Here is a 17,590-nt window from a genome sequence, read left to right on the forward strand (position 1 = left end):
ACAAGCCTCGAACGACACGGCACCGTATGAAAACCGACAAAATCCCTTTCTGGCTGACCGATCTACTGCTGGCGGGCACCTTGCTGAGCCGCTTGCCCCTGCCGCATGTGCCGGACACCGCATTCGAGCGCGCGGCACATGCCTGCTGGGCCTATCCGGTGGTGGGGGTGGTGATCGGCGGGCTTGCCGGGATCGCAGCCAGCATTTTCCTGGCGATGGGGTTGCCAGCCGTTTTTGCGGCAGGCGGCCTGCTGACCGTTCTGATGCTGCTGACCGGTGCCATGCATGAGGATGGGCTTGGCGACACGGCGGACGGTTTCTGGGGCGGTTTCGACCGGGCGCGGCGGCTTGAGATCATGAAAGACAGCCAGACCGGTACCTACGGCATCCTGGCCCTGCTGATCGTAACCGGGCTCAGGTGGTCTGCCTATACGGCTCTCCTGCCCCTGGGTCTCTGGTCGGCGGTTGCAGCAGCGGCCCTCTCGCGCGCGATGATGCCCTGTATGATGGCCGCCCTGCCGCATGCACGGGAGGCTGGCCTGTCGCAGAGCGTGGGGCGCCCCGATGCGCCGACGGCGGTTCTGGGATTGGGCATAGCACTCTTGCTGGCCGGGCTATGCGTCGGAGGTGCTGCCATTGGCGGCCTGCTGATCGCGCTGGCCGTCACCGGCGCGTTGGGCTGGCTCGCACACCGGAAGATCGGCGGACAGACCGGCGATGTCCTCGGCGCGACGCAGCAACTGGCCGAGGTTGGCATTCTGGCAGTTTTCGTGCTGCTGCTGACATAGAAAAACCGCGCGCCCGGCGGACACGCGGTTTTTTCAAGAGCAATAGGGGGATCAGGCCGCGACGCGGCTTTCCAATACGTCGCCCACCTGTTTGGCAGCGGCCAACTCGTCGCCCCCGCTCACAGCGGCCACTTCGCGGGTCAGACGCTCCAGCGCGGCCTCATAAAGCTGACGCTCCGAATAGCTCTGCTCGCGCTGATCATCGGTGCGGTGCAGGTCGCGCACCACTTCGGCAATCGCAATCAGGTCACCGGAATTGATCTTCTGCTCGTATTCCTGCGCCCGGCGCGACCACATGGCCCGCTTGACCTTGGCTTTCCCTTTGAGCGTCTTCATCGCATGGGTGATCACATCCGGCGAGCTCAGCGCCCGCATCCCGATTTCCGTGGCCTTATGCGTCGGCACCCGCAGCGTCATCTTGTCCTTCTCGAAGGAGATCACAAAAAGCTCCAGCGAAATTCCGGCCACTTCCTGTTCCTCGATCGACAGGATCTGACCCACGCCATGCGCGGGGTAGACGACAAATTCGTTCGGGCGGAAATCAAGTTTCTTCGATTTGGTCATTCAGTGTTCCTTAGAAAACGGCAGCGGCCCGCAGGATTTTGACAGTCAAAAACACACTGAGCGTTGACCGTGAGGCCGCGCGTCCGAGTGTGTGCCTATCGATTTTCCAGTGCCAGCCACCGATCAGGTCGCAAGGCGATGAGCATATCCGTTATTGCTTTGTGACGACAATATAACACAAAAACGGACCGCAAAAAAGCGGACCCTACGTCAATTCACGGAAAACACCGCGAAACGAAGCGATTAAAGAGGAAATACCGGCGCGAATTACTTCGAATCAGCGCGAAATTTGCCTCATCCGCCCTCGCCGGGCTTCTCGGAGAAGTATTTTTCGAGCTTCCCGGTCTCACCATCGCGCTCTTCAGCATCGGGGAGCGGGTCTTTCTTGGTGATGATGACCGGCCACATCTCGGAATACTTGCGGTTGAACTCAACCCATTTCTCCGTGTCCGGCTCGGTATCGGGGCGGATCGCATCCGCGGGGCACTCAGGCTCGCATACGCCACAATCAATGCATTCATCGGGGTGAATGACCAGCATGTTCTCACCCTCGTAAAAGCAATCCACCGGACACACTTCGACGCAGTCGGTGTATTTGCAGGCAATGCAGCTGTCGTTCACGATATAGGTCATCGGACCCTCTTTTCCCCGGTCTCTGAAGGGTAGCTAAATGAGCCAACCCGATCATTCAAGGGAGCGCGCCTTAGAAAGATCAAGGATGCGGCGATCCCGCTTTGTCGGGCGACCTTTTCCCTCAAACCCGGGGTTTTCCGGGGCAGTGTCCTTCGATCTGGGCTCCGGCGGGGACAAATCGGTATAAAGCGTCTGCGCTTCGGGGGCCGGACCGCGCCGCACGCCGATGGCCTGGATGCGGATCACCCGAACGTGATCGCCCTGAGCGAAGGTCAGGACGTCCTCGGGGCCCACCATCTGGCTGCGTTTCTCCGTACGCACGCCGTTGACGCGCACATCCCCTGCCGCCACCCGCGTGGCCGCCAGCGAGCGGGTTTTGAAGAACCGCGCATGCCAGAGCCATTTGTCGAGGCGGAGTTTTTCAGCCAATCACTTGGTGTCCTTCAGCCCCATGAGCGCGGCGGCAAAGGGGTTGTCCGGGTCGATCTTCTTCTCCGGCTTGGGCGGCCGGGCGGAGAATTTCTGCGCCCCCTTGTCCTTGTCTCCACGGGGACCGCCACGTTTGCCTTTGCCTCCCGGTTTGCCCTTACCCTTGCCTTGCGGGCGATCCCCGCCCTGACGGCGGTTGGACGCCCCGGCGTTGCGCGGCGGGCGACCCCAGGTGAACGTATAGAAAGTTTCAAGCTCCGGGCCCGCTTCTTCCGCATCGGGGGCTTCCCCAAGGGGCGTCTCTTCGGCAGGTGTCACCGGAACGGGCGTTTCGCTGTCAGGTGTCTCCGGCGTTGGGACGGCAGGAGCCTCGGCTGCCTCCGCCTGATCCATGACCGGCGTGTCGCCTTCCACTGGTGTGGGCTCGCTTGGCGTCACCACGGCATCGACCGGTTTCACCTTGGTCCGCTCGCCCTTGTCGGCCTTGTATCCAAGGCCCTGCATGAGATCGGCAAATTGCTCGAGCGTCATCCCGGTGATGGAGAGCATGTCAGCGTTGGCTTCGAACCCGGCGCGCGAATTCTCGCCGCGCAGCATATCCGCGAGCCGCTCCAGCATGTCGATGCGGATCGCGCGTTCCCCCGCAATGCGGTAGCCGGACATCGTGTCGGCACCGGCCGGGGCCGTCTTGTCCGCAGGAATGGTCACCAGACCGGGCGGCGGGGCTTCAGGGAAATCCTGCACGCCCTGCATCAAGGACCACAACACCAGCCGCAAGCGCGTCGGCGCGGGTTTCAGCAGAAGCGGCATAAAGATCGTGAACTGACCAAAACGGATACCATGCTTGCGCAACGCGCCGCGCGCATCCTGATCCAGTGCCTTTACATCATCGGCCACGGCGGCCCGCGGCAGCACACCCAGCGCCTCCACCATCTGGAAGGCGAACCCGCGCGCCAGACCGGTGAGTTCCTCGTCCCGGCTGAGGTTCAAAAGCGGCTCGAACAGGGCTGCGATCTTGCGGTCGATGAAATGCTGCAACCGGCGCTGCACCTTTTGCGCAACCTCCGGGCCTGCCACATCATCCACGAACACCTCGACCTGCGGCTTCAGCGCATCGGCACCGGCCACCAGTTTGCCAACGGCGTCCTTGCCCCAGACAAGGCCCCCTTGCTCGGTGAAATCGATCTCCGTATCGGGCGCATTGTAGAACCGATCCGCGCGCAGATGGAATTGCGGCCCAAGCGCCTGCAGCGCCGCCGATTTGATCGTCTTCGCCTCGGCGCCACCGGCACCCTTGTCCTGTGAAAAGCGGAAACCTTCCAACCGCCCCACAAACTCACCTTCGACGGTTACTTCGCCGGTATTCGATACTTCTGCCACCATGGCTTCCTTCTGGCCGAGCCGGCGCAAGAGCACGGATGTGCGCCGGTCTACAAATCTTTGCGTCAGACGCTCGTGCAGCGCATCCGACAATCGGTCTTCTACAGAACGCGTCTGCTCCCGCCAATGACTTTCATCAATCGTCCAGCCTTTGCGCTGCGCGACATATGTCCACGTGCGGATAAACGCCAATCTCTTGGATAACGCATCAATGTCGCCATCGGTTCGATCAATTCTGTTGATGCGCTGCGCCAGCCAGTCGTCGGGCAAGCTGCCACGCTCATGCAAATGGTTGAAAATCGCCTCCAGAAGGCCCGTGTGCTCGGCGTGGCTGATGCCGCGAAAATCGGGAATGCGGCACACGTCCCAGAGCAGCCTGACGGAGGGCCCGTCGGTGCACCGCGCCGCCACTTCGGCGTCCTGTGCCAGCACCTTGAGCGCGCCCAAATCGTCCGCTTCACGGGCCTTGACCAGCACCTCGTCACTCGGTGGGGCTTCAAGGCTGGCAATCAGACCGTCGATGGAGCCGAATCGCAGCGCGTGATTGCGCCAGTTGAGCTTTTTCAGCGGTGTGAACCGATGCGATGTGATCGCCTCAGCCACCCCTTCGTCCAGCGGGGAAGCATCGCCCGTGACCCCGAAGGTGCCGTTTTTCATACCCCGCCCGGCGCGCCCGGCGATCTGGGCCAGCTCGTTCGGGGCCAGGGGCCGCATCCGCCGCCCGTCGAATTTGGAAAGCGCCGAAAAGGCCACGTGATCCACGTCGAGGTTCAGCCCCATGCCGATGGCGTCCGTGGCCACCAGATAGTCCACTTCACCGTTCTGGTACATGTCGACCTGCGCGTTGCGGGTGCGCGGGCTGAGTGCCCCCATAACCACCGCCGCACCGCCCTTCTGACGCCGAATGAGTTCGGCGATGGCATATACATTCTCAACCGAAAACCCGACGATGGCGCTGCGCGGCTTCATCCGGCTTATCTTTTTCGGACCAACATAGGTCAATTCGGACATGCGCTCGCGCTGGACGAATTGCGCCTGCGGCACCAACGCGCGGATCGGGCCGCGCATGGTGTCGGCGCCCAGAAACAGCGTCTCATGCAGCCCGCGGGCACGCAGCAACCGGTCGGTAAACACATGGCCACGCTCCGGATCGGCGCAGAGCTGGATTTCATCCACCGCGAGAAAATCACAGCCGATCCCGTCCGGCATCGCCTCGACCGTGCAGATCCAGTATTGCGTGCGCGGCGGCACGATCCGCTCTTCGCCCGTCACCAGGGCCACCACGGAAGGGCCCCGCGCCGCCACCACACGGTCGTAGACTTCGCGCGCCAAAAGCCGCAGCGGCAGGCCGATCACCCCTGTGCGGTGGCCCAGCATCCGTTCGATGGCATAGGTGGTCTTGCCTGTGTTGGTCGGGCCCAGAACGGCCACAACCCGCGTGTCACCTGTCACGGCGCTGTCCTTCGTTCGTTGCTGCTCAGAGGGTCCGACCGATGCCGCGCCGCTTGAGCTGCTCCATCGCCGTTTTCGCGTTCTCATGGTTGGGATGCAAGGCCAGAACACGTTCGAAGGCCGCGGCGGCCCGGTCATGATCGCCGAACTCCTGCAACATCACGCCAAGCCCGAAGATCGCATTGTAATTGTTGGGATTTAACGCCAGCGCGCGTTCCAGATCATCCAGCGCGGGACCATAGAGCCCGGCCTGATAGAAGGCGGTCGCGCGCGCATGCCAGCCTTCGGCAAAATCCGGCGCATGGTCGGTCAGCGCCGTCAGGTGATCGATGGCCTTGCCCGTCTCCTCCTGCTCAAGCGCGTCGCGGCCGCGCTTGAGCAAAAGATCCATCGACGCCGACCCCGAACTGCCCCAGATCAGGGCCAATTCGCGGTCCAACCGCTGCGCATCCGATTCGGGCGCCTCGCGCAACTGTTGCAATAAAGCCTCTTCGCTTTGCTGAGCTTGCGCTGGCGCGACAAAAACGAGCGCGATGACAAATGCCGTAACGACACGTTTGAGGAAATAGAGTTTCATGGCCATAACACATTTGAATGTAACAGGCATGCAGGGCAATTCCAGTGCCCAAAGATGCCGCTAACCCAAAAGGGCGTGAAGATGAGCGATATTGTGACCGAAGCCGTGGCGGCGCTGAACGAAAAACTGGCAGGATCGGACTTTGGCGGCACGGCCAAATTCGACATCGCGGGCGAAGGCTGCGTGATGATGGACAGCTCTGGCGCGCGCGCGGGCGATGAGGCCGCAGACGTGACGCTGAGCGCGGATGCCGAAACGTTCAAATCCATTCTGGACGGGGACACGAACCCCACAAGCGCCTTCATGACCGGCAAGCTCAGCGTGGACGGCGACATGGGCATGGCCATGCAACTCGCCTCTGCGCTGGCCTGATGAGCCTCAGCCCCGCCCCTTTTCTCAGCGACATCGCTTTTGGAGAGAAAGGCGGGGCTGCGCATTGGGCGCAGACCTCTGACGATCTGCGCGTCCGGATCGGCCAATGGTCGAAATCGGAGGCAAAAGGTACGGTGCTGATCTTTCCCGGACGCACCGAATTCATTGAAAAATATGACGGCTGTGCGGCTGCCTTGGGTCAGCGTGGTTTTGCAAGCATGGCCATCGACTGGCGCGGTCAGGGTCTGGCGGATCGCATGCTCGACAATGCGCTGGTGGGTCATGTGGGGCATTTCACCGACTACCAGAAAGACGTGAATGCGCTGGTCCGCGCCGCCCGGACACTGGAGATGCCGCGGCCGTTTTTCCTGCTTGCGCATTCCATGGGCGGCGCCATTGGCCTGCGCGCCGCGATGGAGGGATTGTCGGTGCAGGCCACGGCCTTCACTGGCCCGATGTGGGGCATTCGCATTGCGCCGCATTTGCGACCGGTAGCCTGGACGCTCAGCCATGTGATGCCGCGCGTCGGACAGGGTCATCGCCTGCCCCCCGGTACCACGATCGAACACCATGTCCTGACCGACGGGTTTCAGGACAATCTGCTCACGCGCGACCCGGAGCAGTTCGAAATGATGCGAAAGCAACTCGAAGCGCACCCCGAACTGGCTCTGGGCGGCCCCAGTTTCGTCTGGCTGCGCGAGGCCTTGCTGGAAACACGGCATCTGGCCAGCCGCCCGTCGCCCAACCTGCCTTGTGTCACCTTTCTGGGCACCAACGAACGCATTGTCGATATCAGCGCCGTACACCGCCGTATGGACGCATGGAAACGCGGCACCCTCGAACTGGTGCCGGACGGCGAACACGAGGTTCTGATGGAAAGCGCGGCCACCGCCGATCCCCTCTTCGACCGCATGACCGAGCTCTTTCTCAGCGGCGGACACGGCTAGGGTCTGGGCAAACGGTGCCAGCCGCCTAGATTGGCTGACATGAGCCCTGCCCCCGTCCTCACGTTCACAGATCGCGGCATCTATTGCGCTGCCGGTGATTTCTACATTGACCCATGGCGTCCGGTGGACCGCGCCCTGATCACCCATGGTCACGCGGACCACGCCCGCAGTGGCCACCAAAGGTACCTTGCGACCAACACGGCCTTGCCCGTGATGCAGCACCGTCTGGGGGAGATCACCGCGCAGGGCGTGCCCTATGGCGAAATGGTTACCATCGGCGATGCGCAGGTCTCGTTCCACCCCGCAGGCCATGTGCCCGGCTCTGCGCAAATCCGGGTCGAGGTGGCCGGGGAAATCTGGGTGGTCTCGGGGGATTACAAGACCGAAGACGACGGGCTGTCAGAGCCGTTCGAGCCGCAGAGCTGCCACCACTTCATCACGGAGTCGACCTTCGGGCTGCCGGTCTTTCGCTGGCAGCCTCAGGCCCAGATCGCGCGCGAGATCAACGACTGGTGGGCGGCCTGCGCAGCGGCGGGCAAGACCGCGTTTCTGGGGGCCTACGCCTTGGGCAAGGCACAGCGATTGCTGACCATGCTGAATGCGGATATCGGCCCGATCCTGACCCATGGCGCCGTGGAAGCCACCAACAAGGTGCTGCGCGCGCAGGGGATTGACCTGCCGGACACCGTACATGCGACGGCTGAGATCGACCCCAAGGCCTATCCGGGGGCCTTGGTTCTGGCGCCGCCCTCCGCACTGGGCAGCGCCTGGGCCCGGAAATTCGGGACCCAGGAAAACGCCTTTGCCAGCGGCTGGATGCAGTTGCGCGGGGTCCGGCGCAGGCGCGCGGGGGATCGGGGTTTTGTCATCTCCGATCACGCAGACTGGCAGGGACTGCTCAACACGATCAAGGAGACCGGCGCAGAAAACATCTATGTGACGCATGGGTATACGGATATCTTCACCCGTTACCTGACGGAAAACGGCTGGAATGCCCGCGTTGTCCCCACCGAGTTCGAAGGCGAGATGCTGGACACGGAGGGCAAGGAATGAGGCGGTTCGCAGCCCTTTTCAACGCCATCGACCAGAGCACCAAGACAACGGTGAAGGTCTCCGCTCTGGCAGATTACTTTGCCGAGGCGCCCGATATGGACCGGATGTGGACCATGGCGCTGTTCTCCGGGCGCAGACCGAAACGGGCGGTGACCACCACCAAGCTGCGCGAGTGGGCGGCGGAAGAGGCGCGCATTCCGCTCTGGCTCTTCGAGGAGAGCTACCCGATTGTCGGCGATCTGGCCGAAACCATCGCGCTGGTGCTGCCCCCGAATGAAACGTCTTCTGATGAAAGCCTGTCGCATTGGATCAACGCCTTGCGCGCGCTGGCCAGTGTCGAGGAAGAGGACCAGAAGGCCGCGGTTCTTCAGGTTTGGGCGCAGCTTGGCGGAACGGAACGCTTTGTCTTCAACAAACTGATCACCGGCGGGTTTCGCATGGGGGTCAGCCAAAAGTTGATGACGCGCGCGCTGGCCAAATCCACCGGCAAATCGGAGGCGGAGCTGGCGCACCGCCTGATGGGCAACTGGCACCCCGACGACACCACATGGGAGGCGCTGATCGAGGCCGAGGATGCCTCTGCCGATGCCTCGCGTCCCTACCCTTTCTATCTCGCTTATGCGCTGGAGGACGGACCGGAGGCGCTCGGCGCGCCGAACGACTGGCGGGCCGAGTGGAAATGGGACGGCATCCGCGGCCAGCTGATCCTGCGGGACGGGCAGCATTTTGTCTGGTCGCGAGGCGAGGAGTTGATGACCGACCGGTTTCCGGAACTGGCCCGTGCGGTGGATTTCCTGCCCCCGGGCACGGTGCTGGATGGGGAACTGCTCGTCTGGCATCCGCAGACCGAAAGCCCTGCAAGCTTCAACGCACTTCAGCGCAGGATCGGGCGCAAGACGGTGCCGAATAAGCTGCTGACCGAGGCGCCGGTGGTCCTGCACGCCTATGACCTGCTGGAATGGGACGGCGCGGATATGCGGGACAAGCCCTTCGCCGAGCGTCGCGCCCTGCTTGAGCGCGCTTGCGCAGACCTGCCAGCCGAAGCGCCGGTGCGCCTCTCGCCCCAACTGGACTTCAAGACCTGGGACGATCTGGCCGAAATCCGCGCTATCGCGCGGGATAAAAACGCCGAAGGGCTCATGCTCAAACGCGCCGACAGCCCCTATCTGGTTGGCCGCAAAAAGGGCGACTGGTGGAAATGGAAGCTCGACCCGCTGACCATCGACGCGGTGATGATCTATGCGCAGGCGGGCCACGGGCGGCGCGCCAATCTCTTCACAGATTTCACCTTTGCGGTCTGGAACGGCAATGATCTGGTGCCCTTCACCAAGGCCTATTCCGGCCTCACCGATGCCGAATTCCGAGAGATCACCAAATGGGTGCGCAAGAACACGCTGCAGCGCTTTGGCCCGGTGCGGCAGGTGACGCCGCATCATGTTTTCGAGATCGCCTTTGAGGGCATTCAGGCCAGCCCGCGCCACAAGTCTGGCGTTGCCCTACGGTTTCCGCGTATGTCGCGCTGGCGGCAGGACAAACCCCTGCAGGAAGCCAACACGCTGGCCGATTTGAACGACATGCTGAGGATTTATGGATAAACCGGACGCCCTTCTTCCACCGCCCCCACAGGCGCCCCTGAAACGCGCGCCCGATGGGGCCTGCGACGCGCATGTGCATCTGGTCGCGGGTGCAGGGGAGTTTCCCTTATGGAATGGCCGGGTCGAAAACCCCGCGCCGGGGCCTGATCTGGACAACTGGCTTGAGATGTTCCGCACCCAACTGGAAACATTAGGCTTTTCGCGCGGGGTGATTGTGCATTCCATCCTCTACGGCACGGACAACAGCGTCACGGTCGAAACCGTGAAACGCATGGGGTCCGGTTTCAAAGGCGTCGGGCTGCTTGCCGATGACGCGTCAGACCGGCAGATGGATGATTTTGTGAAATGGAACATGGCGGCCGTGCGGCTCAACTACGTGCACGGCGGTGTTCTCAGCTGGGAAGGCGCCAAAGCCATGGCCCCGGCCTTGGCCGAACGCGGCCTGCACCTTCAAATGCTCTGCCACGCAGATCAGCATATGACAGAGTTGATGGCCGACGTCCGGCGCTTGGCGGTCGATGTGGTTTTCGATCACATCGGCTGGCCCAGAGATGCCTTGAGCCCCGACAGCGACGGGTTCAGGGCACTCTGCACGCTCTTGGCGGAGGGGCGCGCCTGGGTGAAACTCTCGGCTCTCTATCGCATGTGCACGGCCCCCTACACACAGGCCGATGCCCTGGTGGCCGCGCTGATCGCGGCCAACCCGGAGCGTTGCCTCTGGGGCTCCGACTGGCCGCATCTGATGCTGGCGGATGCGCAGATGCCGCAGGTGGCGGATCTTCTGAACGCCTTCGACCGCGTTGTGCCCGATGAACAGACCCGGCAGCGCATCCTCGTGGACAACCCGGCACGCCTTTTCGGGTTCAACACTGCATGAAGGCACAAGCCCCGCTTGTCCCGCCGCCCTGCCCGACATAGGTATAGCCAAACACTGATGAGGTCCTTGATGTTTCAACTCCCCTTTCCCCTGCGCGATGCAAATGCTGCCGGTAGCGGCGCCCCTCTGGGCGATTTGCCCGAGTGGAATCTCGATGACCTCTACACCGGGGAAGACGCCACCGAACTCAAGCGTGATCTGGACTGGCTGGAACAGGCCTGCGCGAGCTTTGCCACCGACTACGAAGGCAAGCTGGGCGAGCTGGATGCCCCGGGATTTCTGGACTGTGTGTTGCGGAACGAAAAGATCAACCAGATCGCCGGGCGCATCATGTCCTTTGCCGGTCTGCGCTATTACCAGCTGACCACCGATGCGGGCCGGGCCAAGTTCATGTCCGACCTGCAGGAAAAGATCACCAATTTCACCACGCCGCTGGTGTTTTTCACGCTGGAGATCAACCGCCTGCCGGATGATCATCTGGAGGGTCTTTACGCCCAGAACGCCGATCTGGCGCGCTATAAGCCGGTCTTTGACCGCATCCGGGCGATGAAACCCTATCAGCTGAGCGACGAGTTGGAGAAGTTCCTGCACGATCTCGGTGTCGTGGGCGATGCCTGGGAGCGGCTTTTTGATGAGACCATTGCGGGGCTGGAATTCGAGGTGGAGGGCGAGACGCTCAACATCGAAGGCACGCTGAACCTGCTCACAGACCCGGAGCGTGGCAAACGCGAGGCGGCGGCGCGGGTGCTGGCCGAGGTGTTTTCAGAAAACATCAAGACCTTCGCGCGGGTGCACAATACGCAAGCCAAGGAAAAGGAAATCGTCGATCGCTGGCGCGGGATGGAGACGGCGCAACTGGGTCGCCACCTCAGCAATCAGGTGGAGCCGGAGGTGGTCGAGGCGCTGCGCAATGCCGTTGTCGACGCTTATCCCAAGCTCAGCCACCGCTACTATGAGCTCAAACGCAAGTGGCTGGGCCTCGACAAGATGCAGGTCTGGGACCGGAATGCGCCGCTGCCGATGGAAGATACCCGGATCGTGAACTGGGCCGAAGCCGAGAACACGGTCATGGACGCCTACAACGCCTTTGATCCGCGCATGGGCGAGATTGCGGCGCCCTTTTTCAGCAAGGGCTGGATCGACGCGGGCGTGAAGCCGGGTAAGGCCCCGGGCGCCTTTGCGCATCCCACTGTCACCAACGTGCACCCCTACGTGATGCTGAACTATCTAGGCAAACCCCGTGATGTGATGACGCTCGCGCATGAGCTGGGCCACGGCGTGCATCAGGTGCTCGCGGCGGAACAGGGTGAAATGCTCTCCTCCACCCCGCTGACCTTGGCCGAAACCGCCAGTGTCTTTGGCGAAATGCTGACCTTCCGCAAGATGCTGGACGGGGCCGAGACGCAGGCCCAGCGCAAGGTGCTGCTGGCCGGCAAGGTTGAGGACATGATCAACACGGTCGTGCGCCAGATCGCCTTCTATGATTTCGAATGCAAACTGCACGCCGCGCGCCGGGGTGGCGAGTTGACACCGGATGACATCAACGCGCTGTGGATGAGCGTCCAGGCCGAAAGCCTTGGGCCTGCCTTTGAATTCATGGACGGCTACGAGACCTTCTGGGCCTATATCCCGCATTTCGTGCATTCGCCCTTCTATGTCTACGCCTATGCCTTTGGCGACGGGCTGGTGAACGCACTTTATGCGGTTTACGCCGAAGGCGACGCGGGTTTTGAGGACAAGTATTTCGACATGTTGAAAGCGGGCGGGTCCAAACACCACAAGGAATTGCTTGCGCCCTTCGGCCTCGACGCCTCGGACCCTGCGTTCTGGGACAAGGGGCTCAGCATGATCTCGGGCTTCATCGACGAATTGGAGGCGATGGAGGACTGAGCTCAGCCCTCCGGCCTGCAACCCGCCTCGAAAACCATGTTCATCATGGCCTGCGTGCCCTTGCTGAATTCCAGCGGGCACGCATAGGGCACGCCCTCGCGGACCGATGCGCCGAAGGCTTCCACCTGCAGGACGTAGTGGTTTACACCGGGAAACCTCTCAATCACGCGGGTGTGGACTTTGGATTCCAGACATAATTCCGCCTGATCGAAGACGCCTGCATTGAATGGGCAAGTCACGCGCAAAACGCCCTGATCGCCGTGAAACACGATCTCCTGCCGGTTGAAGAGACGCATGGAGACCACCGCAGAATAGGTGAAATCGGGGAATTTTGCGGCCATCTGCACGAAGGTATCGACCCCGTTTTCGTAGTCGATATGCGCATAGGGCACCGAAAGCGGTTCCTGCCCGGTCACATAGCGCACCGACCCGAAGGTATAGACGCCAATGTCCGGCAACCCGCCGCCCCCCGCCGCAGCCTGATTGCGGATGTTGGCCTGATCCGCGTTGAAATAGGAAAACACCGCGTCCACATGGCGGAGGTGCCCGATTGCTCCCTCCGCGATCAATTCTTTGGCCCGCACGAATTGCGGATGATGCACGATCATGAACGCCTCGGCGGCCAGCAACCCGGAGGCATCGCGCGCCGCAATCAGCTCATCGAACTGATCTGCCTGCAGGGTCATCGGCTTTTCACAAAGCACATGTTTGCCGGCCGCCAGCGCTTTCAGGCTCCAGTCGACATGCAGGTGGTTGGGCAGCGGGATATAGACGGCATCCACCTGTTCATCCGCCAGCAACGCGTCATAGCTTTCGTGCACCCGAAGCCCCGGTGCAAAGGCGTCGAAGGGGGCCGCTTTGGCAGTGTCTGAGGTTGCTAGCGCCATCAGTTGCGCCCCTCTGGCGGCATGGATGGCGGGGCCCATGACGTTTGCTGCAAAATTGGATGCGCCCAAAATGCCCCAGCGTAGTGATGTCATGCCCATATCTCCCTGTTTCAACGCAGGTTAGCGCAAACAGGCGGACAGAGGGTAGGCGTCTTTTCGAAAAAGAATCCCCCGCAACCGTCAGGCTGCGGGGGTTCGAGAAAGTGCTATGTGACGTCGGATCAAGCGCTGGCCATCATGCCCTTTTCCTTGGCAAGATCGCGCATCTTCTTCTGAAGTTTCTCAAAAGCGCGCACTTCGATCTGCCGGATCCGTTCCCGGCTGACGTCATACTCCGCGCTGAGATCCTCCAAAGTCACCGTCTTGTCGGACAGGCGACGCTGCGTGAGGATGTCTTTCTCGCGGTCATTGAGCACGCTCATCGCCTCGCCCAGCAGCTCGCGCCGTGCTTCGAGCTCATTACGCGCCTCATAATCGCCAGCCTGATCGGCATCTTCATCTTCCAGCCAATCCTGCCACTGCATCGCCCCTTCGGTCTCGGAGCCGACGGTGGCATTCAACGAGGCATCCCCGCCCGACATGCGCCGGTTCATGGAGATCACCTCATCCTCGGTCACCCCCAGATCGGTGGCGATACGGGTCACGTTTTCAGGACGCAGATCGCCCTCTTCCAGCGCGCCAATGCGGTTTTTCGCCTTGCGCAGGTTGAAAAAGAGCTTCTTCTGGCCGGAGGTCGTCCCCAGCTTCACAAGGCTCCAGCTGCGCAGGATGTACTCCTGAATAGAGGCACGAATCCACCACATGGCGTAGGTCGCAAGGCGGAACCCTTTTTCCGGATCAAACCGCTTCACGGCCTGCATCAGACCCACGTTGGCCTCCGAAATCACCTCAGCCTGCGGCAGACCGTAGCCGCGATAGCCCATGGCGATCTTGGCCGCGAGACGCAGGTGAGATGTCACCATCTTATGCGCCGCAGCGGTGTCTTCCTTCTCAACCCATGCCTTGGCGAGCATGTATTCCTCTTCAGGTTCCAAAAGCGGAAACTTGCGGATTTCCTGCATATAGCGGTTCAACCCGCCTTCCGGCGTTGGCGCCGGTAGATTTGCATAATTTGCCATAGAAGCCTCCCAATGTTTACGGGCTTAACATGCTAGATAGGGTCTGAACTGATCAGTTCAAGTTGTCAGACCCGAAAATGTTAACGGAAACGATACAACCGTCGGATTAACGAAAGACTGACATAAAGCGCCAGCGTTAACACTTCACGTATCAGTGCGCTCACGCAGGCTTGCTGTTTGTGTCAGAACCGCGCGCAGCATCGAGCAAATCGCTCATGTCCTGCGGCAAAGGTGCCTCGAACCGCACGTTTTCGCTGGAAACAGGGTGTGTGAACCCCAAAACAGCCGCATGCAGCGCTTGGCGCGGGAAATTTTTGATCGCTTCGGCCGCTGGCTCGCTCATCGCCTTCGCGGCGAGTTTGCGTTTTCCGCCATAGGTGGGATCGCCCACCAAACCGTGCCCGGCATGGGCCAGATGCACCCGGATCTGATGCGTGCGGCCCGTTTCCAACCAGCATTCCATCAGGGCCAGAACCGGGGGTTGGCCAAACCGCTCCACCGTGCGTGCCCGCGTCACCGCGTGACGCCCCCCGTGAAACAACACCGCCTGACGCTGCCGGTCTGTGCGATGGCGCGCCAGCTGGGTGGTCAGCTTCAAGATATTGCCAGGCTCAAAACTGGCCCCTTTCACGCCGCGCAATCGTGGGTCATTCGCATCGGGCACGCCATAAACAAGTGCCTGATAGTAGCGCTCCACCGAATGCGCCTCGAACTGCGCGGCCAAGCCGTGATGGGCCGCATCCGATTTCGCCACCACCAGCAGGCCCGATGTATCCTTGTCGATCCGGTGCACGATACCAGGGCGTTTCAACCCGCCGACGCCGGACAGATCGGCCCCACAATGCGCCAGCAGCGCATTGACCAGCGTGCCCGACGGCGTGCCCGGCGCAGGGTGTACCACCATGCCTGCCGGTTTGTTGATCACGACCAGATCGTCATCTTCGAACACCACGTCCAGCGGGATATCTTCGGGCAGAATGTGGCTGTCCTGCGCCTCCTCCACGTCAATGATCACCTCTGCGCCCGCGTCGACCCGTGCCTTGGGGTCCTGCGCCACGGTGCCGTCTACCCGCACCGCCCCTTCTGCGATCAGGCGCCCGATGCGGGTGCGCGACAAGGCCGCCTCCACTGGCACATCGCGCGCAAGCGCCTTATCAAGGCGCGACGGCGGTGTTTCGTCGATGGAAAAGCGGATTTGGCGGAGCGGCATGGATAGTCCTGAATTGAGGCCGGAAGACGAGGGTCAAGAACCCGCCAACCTGAGGTTTCTGCGGCGGTTGGTGACAGTGCTGACCGCGACGATGATTGGCGGTGTTCTACTGATCATCTTCCTGATTGTCATGCGTTTCAACGACCCCGCACCCAATCTGCCGACAGAGATCACCCTGCCCGGCGACGCGCGGGCCATTTCCTTTACCCAGGGACCCGATTGGTACGCCGTGGTGACGGATAACGACGAGATCCTGATATTTGACCGTGTCACGGGTCAGCTCGAAAAAACGATTTCCGTTCAATAGCTTGACTGCAGTTTCAAGTGGTCGGAGGAAGGGTGGTACCACCTCCCCGGCTTGAACGGGGGACCTCCTGATCCACAATCAGGTTTTGCCACTTATGGGCTTGCAAAGGAGGCGGTAAACCCCTTATTTTCAAAGGGAAAGACCGCTTCACTTCGAAATACACCGGTCAGAAAGTGTTGGAAAAGTGTTGGAAAGAACTCTGACGACACGGGGCACTGCGCCCACGGCGGCACACCAAAACGAGGACTCGAAAATGCCCAATCAGAAGCTCAAGCTGACCGTCCGCGCCATCGAAAACGCGGAGCCCGAGGCGAAGGCCCACATCCTTCGTGACACGCAGGTGACCAGCCTCTACGTGCGCGTCGCCCCGACCGGCAAGAAGGCGTACTATACGAACTACCGACTACGCACCGCCGACGGTCTGAAGCAGAAGGAGGTGCGGCTGGCCGCGACGGGTGAGATGACGCTGGAGGTAGCCCGGCAGGAGGCCACAGAGCGCAAGCTGGAAGGCCAGCGCGGTTTTGACCGTGACGCCGCTATGCGGGCTGAGCTGGAGGCTCAGGCAGCCGTTGAGGCCGAGGAGCAAAAGATCGCGACCAACACCCTGCTCAACCTCGCCGATACCTACCTGTTCGAGAAGCGGCACAAGAAGTCCATCGGCGAGGACCGCCGCCAGATCGAGAACGGCCTTATCCCGCACTTCGGTGCTGACAAGCCACTGGGCGACATCACCAAGGCCGCCCTCATGAAGCGCAAGAAGATGCGGGCCGACGATCCTACGGCGTTCAACCGCGAGCGTGCCGTCCTTTGCACCATGTTCAACCTCGCGGTCGATCTCGACATGGCCGACCGCAACCCGGTGCTGGGTGTGAAGGCCTTCCCGAAGAATGCCCCCAAGACCCGCGTCCTGAGCGACGAGGAGATCGCGAAGCTGTGGAAAGTCACAGAGGGCCTGGACAGCCCGTACGGGGCTGCTCTGCGCTTCGGTCTGCTGACGGGCCAGCGCCCCGGCACCAAGGCCAACAACCCCGGCGAGATCGCCGCCATGCGCTGGGGTGAGGTGGACATGGATGCTGCCGTCTGGACGATCCCGGCGACCCGCACCAAGAACAGGCGCGAGCATACCGTGCCGCTGTCTCCCATGGCGCTGGAGGTGCTGGAGGGTATTGAACGACGTGGCGACTACGTCTTCACTACCGACGGCCAGACGCCGTATCAGGGTCTCGTGAAGGCGCTGCGGGTGCGCGTGCGCCCGGCCATGGAATGCGAGAACTGGGGTGCCCACGATCTGCGCCGTACGCTGTACACCGGTATGCAGCGCCTGCGCATCCCCAGCGACATCATCAAGCGGGTGGTCAACCACACCGACGACGATGTGCTGGTGCAAACCTACGGACACTATGACTTCGAGGAGGAGAAGCGCGCTGCGCTGGAGGCGTGGGCTGACAAGGTCCGCGAGATCGTCACCGGCGCGGCGGCTGACAACGTCCTGCGGCTGGAGGCCTGAGCGA

17 protein-coding genes are annotated in these 17,590 nt (G+C 61.8%); 9 read left to right on the forward strand and 8 right to left on the reverse strand.

Translation table 11 applies throughout. The features are described from left to right. The first annotated feature begins 26 nt into the window (after positions 1-26). Complete coding sequence (cobS, locus tag ISX84_RS12430) at positions 27-788, forward strand: adenosylcobinamide-GDP ribazoletransferase (RefSeq protein ID WP_195820681.1); 762 nt, start codon at positions 27-29, stop codon at positions 786-788. A 51-nt stretch (positions 789-839) separates the two neighbouring features. On the opposite strand, the gene ISX84_RS12435 is transcribed toward cobS, so the two are convergent. From ISX84_RS12435 to ISX84_RS12455, 5 genes are all read right to left on the reverse strand, one after another. Next, on the reverse strand, positions 840-1,352 hold the full coding sequence (locus ISX84_RS12435; RefSeq protein ID WP_195820682.1) for a CarD family transcriptional regulator: 513 nt from the start codon (positions 1,350-1,352) through the stop codon (positions 840-842). Positions 1,353-1,646: 294 nt separating this feature from the next. Continuing rightward, on the reverse strand, positions 1,647-1,985 hold the full coding sequence (gene fdxA, locus ISX84_RS12440; RefSeq protein WP_195820683.1) for a ferredoxin FdxA: 339 nt from the start codon (positions 1,983-1,985) through the stop codon (positions 1,647-1,649). 51 nt (positions 1,986-2,036) lie between these two features. Next, the gene (locus ISX84_RS12445) at positions 2,037-2,414 is read right to left on the reverse strand and encodes an RNA-binding S4 domain-containing protein (protein WP_195820684.1); all 378 of its coding nucleotides are present in this window, start codon (positions 2,412-2,414) and stop codon (positions 2,037-2,039) included. Beyond that, positions 2,415-5,246: a helicase-related protein gene (locus tag ISX84_RS12450; RefSeq protein WP_195820685.1), complete on the reverse strand. Its 2,832-nt coding sequence runs from the start codon at positions 5,244-5,246 to the stop codon at positions 2,415-2,417. A gap of 25 nt (positions 5,247-5,271) precedes the next feature. Beyond that, complete coding sequence (locus tag ISX84_RS12455; protein WP_229884307.1) at positions 5,272-5,829, reverse strand: tetratricopeptide repeat protein; 558 nt, start codon at positions 5,827-5,829, stop codon at positions 5,272-5,274. A gap of 75 nt (positions 5,830-5,904) precedes the next feature. Between ISX84_RS12455 and ISX84_RS12460 the strand changes: the two genes are divergently transcribed. The 6 genes from ISX84_RS12460 (at position 5,905) to ISX84_RS12485 (ending at position 12,557) form a co-directional block, all read left to right on the forward strand. Further along, complete coding sequence (locus tag ISX84_RS12460) at positions 5,905-6,195, forward strand: SCP2 sterol-binding domain-containing protein (protein WP_195820687.1); 291 nt, start codon at positions 5,905-5,907, stop codon at positions 6,193-6,195. Beyond that, on the forward strand, positions 6,195-7,142 hold the full coding sequence (locus tag ISX84_RS12465) for an alpha/beta fold hydrolase (RefSeq protein ID WP_195820688.1): 948 nt from the start codon (positions 6,195-6,197) through the stop codon (positions 7,140-7,142). The genes ISX84_RS12460 and ISX84_RS12465 overlap by 1 nt, the downstream gene beginning before the upstream one ends. Before the next feature lie 39 nt (positions 7,143-7,181). Next, positions 7,182-8,195 carry a ligase-associated DNA damage response exonuclease gene (locus ISX84_RS12470; protein ID WP_195820689.1) on the forward strand — a complete coding sequence of 338 codons (1,014 nt, stop codon included), beginning with the start codon at positions 7,182-7,184 and terminating at the stop codon, positions 8,193-8,195. Further along, positions 8,192-9,790: an ATP-dependent DNA ligase gene (locus tag ISX84_RS12475; RefSeq protein ID WP_195820690.1), complete on the forward strand. Its 1,599-nt coding sequence runs from the start codon at positions 8,192-8,194 to the stop codon at positions 9,788-9,790. Before ISX84_RS12470 ends, ISX84_RS12475 begins: the two co-directional genes overlap by 4 nt. Next, complete coding sequence (locus ISX84_RS12480; RefSeq protein WP_195820691.1) at positions 9,783-10,667, forward strand: amidohydrolase family protein; 885 nt, start codon at positions 9,783-9,785, stop codon at positions 10,665-10,667. Before ISX84_RS12475 ends, ISX84_RS12480 begins: the two co-directional genes overlap by 8 nt. A gap of 69 nt (positions 10,668-10,736) precedes the next feature. Next, on the forward strand, positions 10,737-12,557 hold the full coding sequence (locus ISX84_RS12485) for a M3 family oligoendopeptidase (RefSeq protein WP_195820692.1): 1,821 nt from the start codon (positions 10,737-10,739) through the stop codon (positions 12,555-12,557). Positions 12,558-12,559: 2 nt separating this feature from the next. Here the strand turns inward: ISX84_RS12485 and ISX84_RS12490 are convergent, their stop codons facing one another. From ISX84_RS12490 to ISX84_RS12500, 3 genes are all read right to left on the reverse strand, one after another. Further along, positions 12,560-13,537: a Gfo/Idh/MocA family protein gene (locus tag ISX84_RS12490; protein ID WP_195820693.1), complete on the reverse strand. Its 978-nt coding sequence runs from the start codon at positions 13,535-13,537 to the stop codon at positions 12,560-12,562. 128 nt (positions 13,538-13,665) lie between these two features. Continuing rightward, positions 13,666-14,562: an RNA polymerase sigma factor RpoH gene (rpoH, locus tag ISX84_RS12495; RefSeq protein WP_195820694.1), complete on the reverse strand. Its 897-nt coding sequence runs from the start codon at positions 14,560-14,562 to the stop codon at positions 13,666-13,668. 160 nt (positions 14,563-14,722) lie between these two features. Next, entirely contained in the window at positions 14,723-15,772 is a 1,050-nt protein-coding gene (locus ISX84_RS12500; RefSeq protein WP_195820695.1) for an RluA family pseudouridine synthase, read from the reverse strand. On the opposite strand from ISX84_RS12500, the gene ISX84_RS12505 reads away from it, so the two are divergent. Then, positions 15,771-16,079 (forward strand): DUF6476 family protein, encoded by a 309-nt coding sequence (locus ISX84_RS12505; RefSeq protein ID WP_195820696.1) that lies wholly within the window; start codon positions 15,771-15,773, stop codon positions 16,077-16,079. The genes ISX84_RS12500 and ISX84_RS12505 overlap by 2 nt on opposite strands. A 253-nt stretch (positions 16,080-16,332) precedes the next feature. Next, complete coding sequence (locus ISX84_RS12510; protein ID WP_195820697.1) at positions 16,333-17,586, forward strand: tyrosine-type recombinase/integrase; 1,254 nt, start codon at positions 16,333-16,335, stop codon at positions 17,584-17,586. The last annotated feature ends 4 nt before the right edge of the window (positions 17,587-17,590 follow it).

This window comes from Roseobacter sp. MH60115, from assembly GCF_015644665.1.
Lineage (GTDB): Bacteria > Pseudomonadota > Alphaproteobacteria > Rhodobacterales > Rhodobacteraceae > Roseobacter.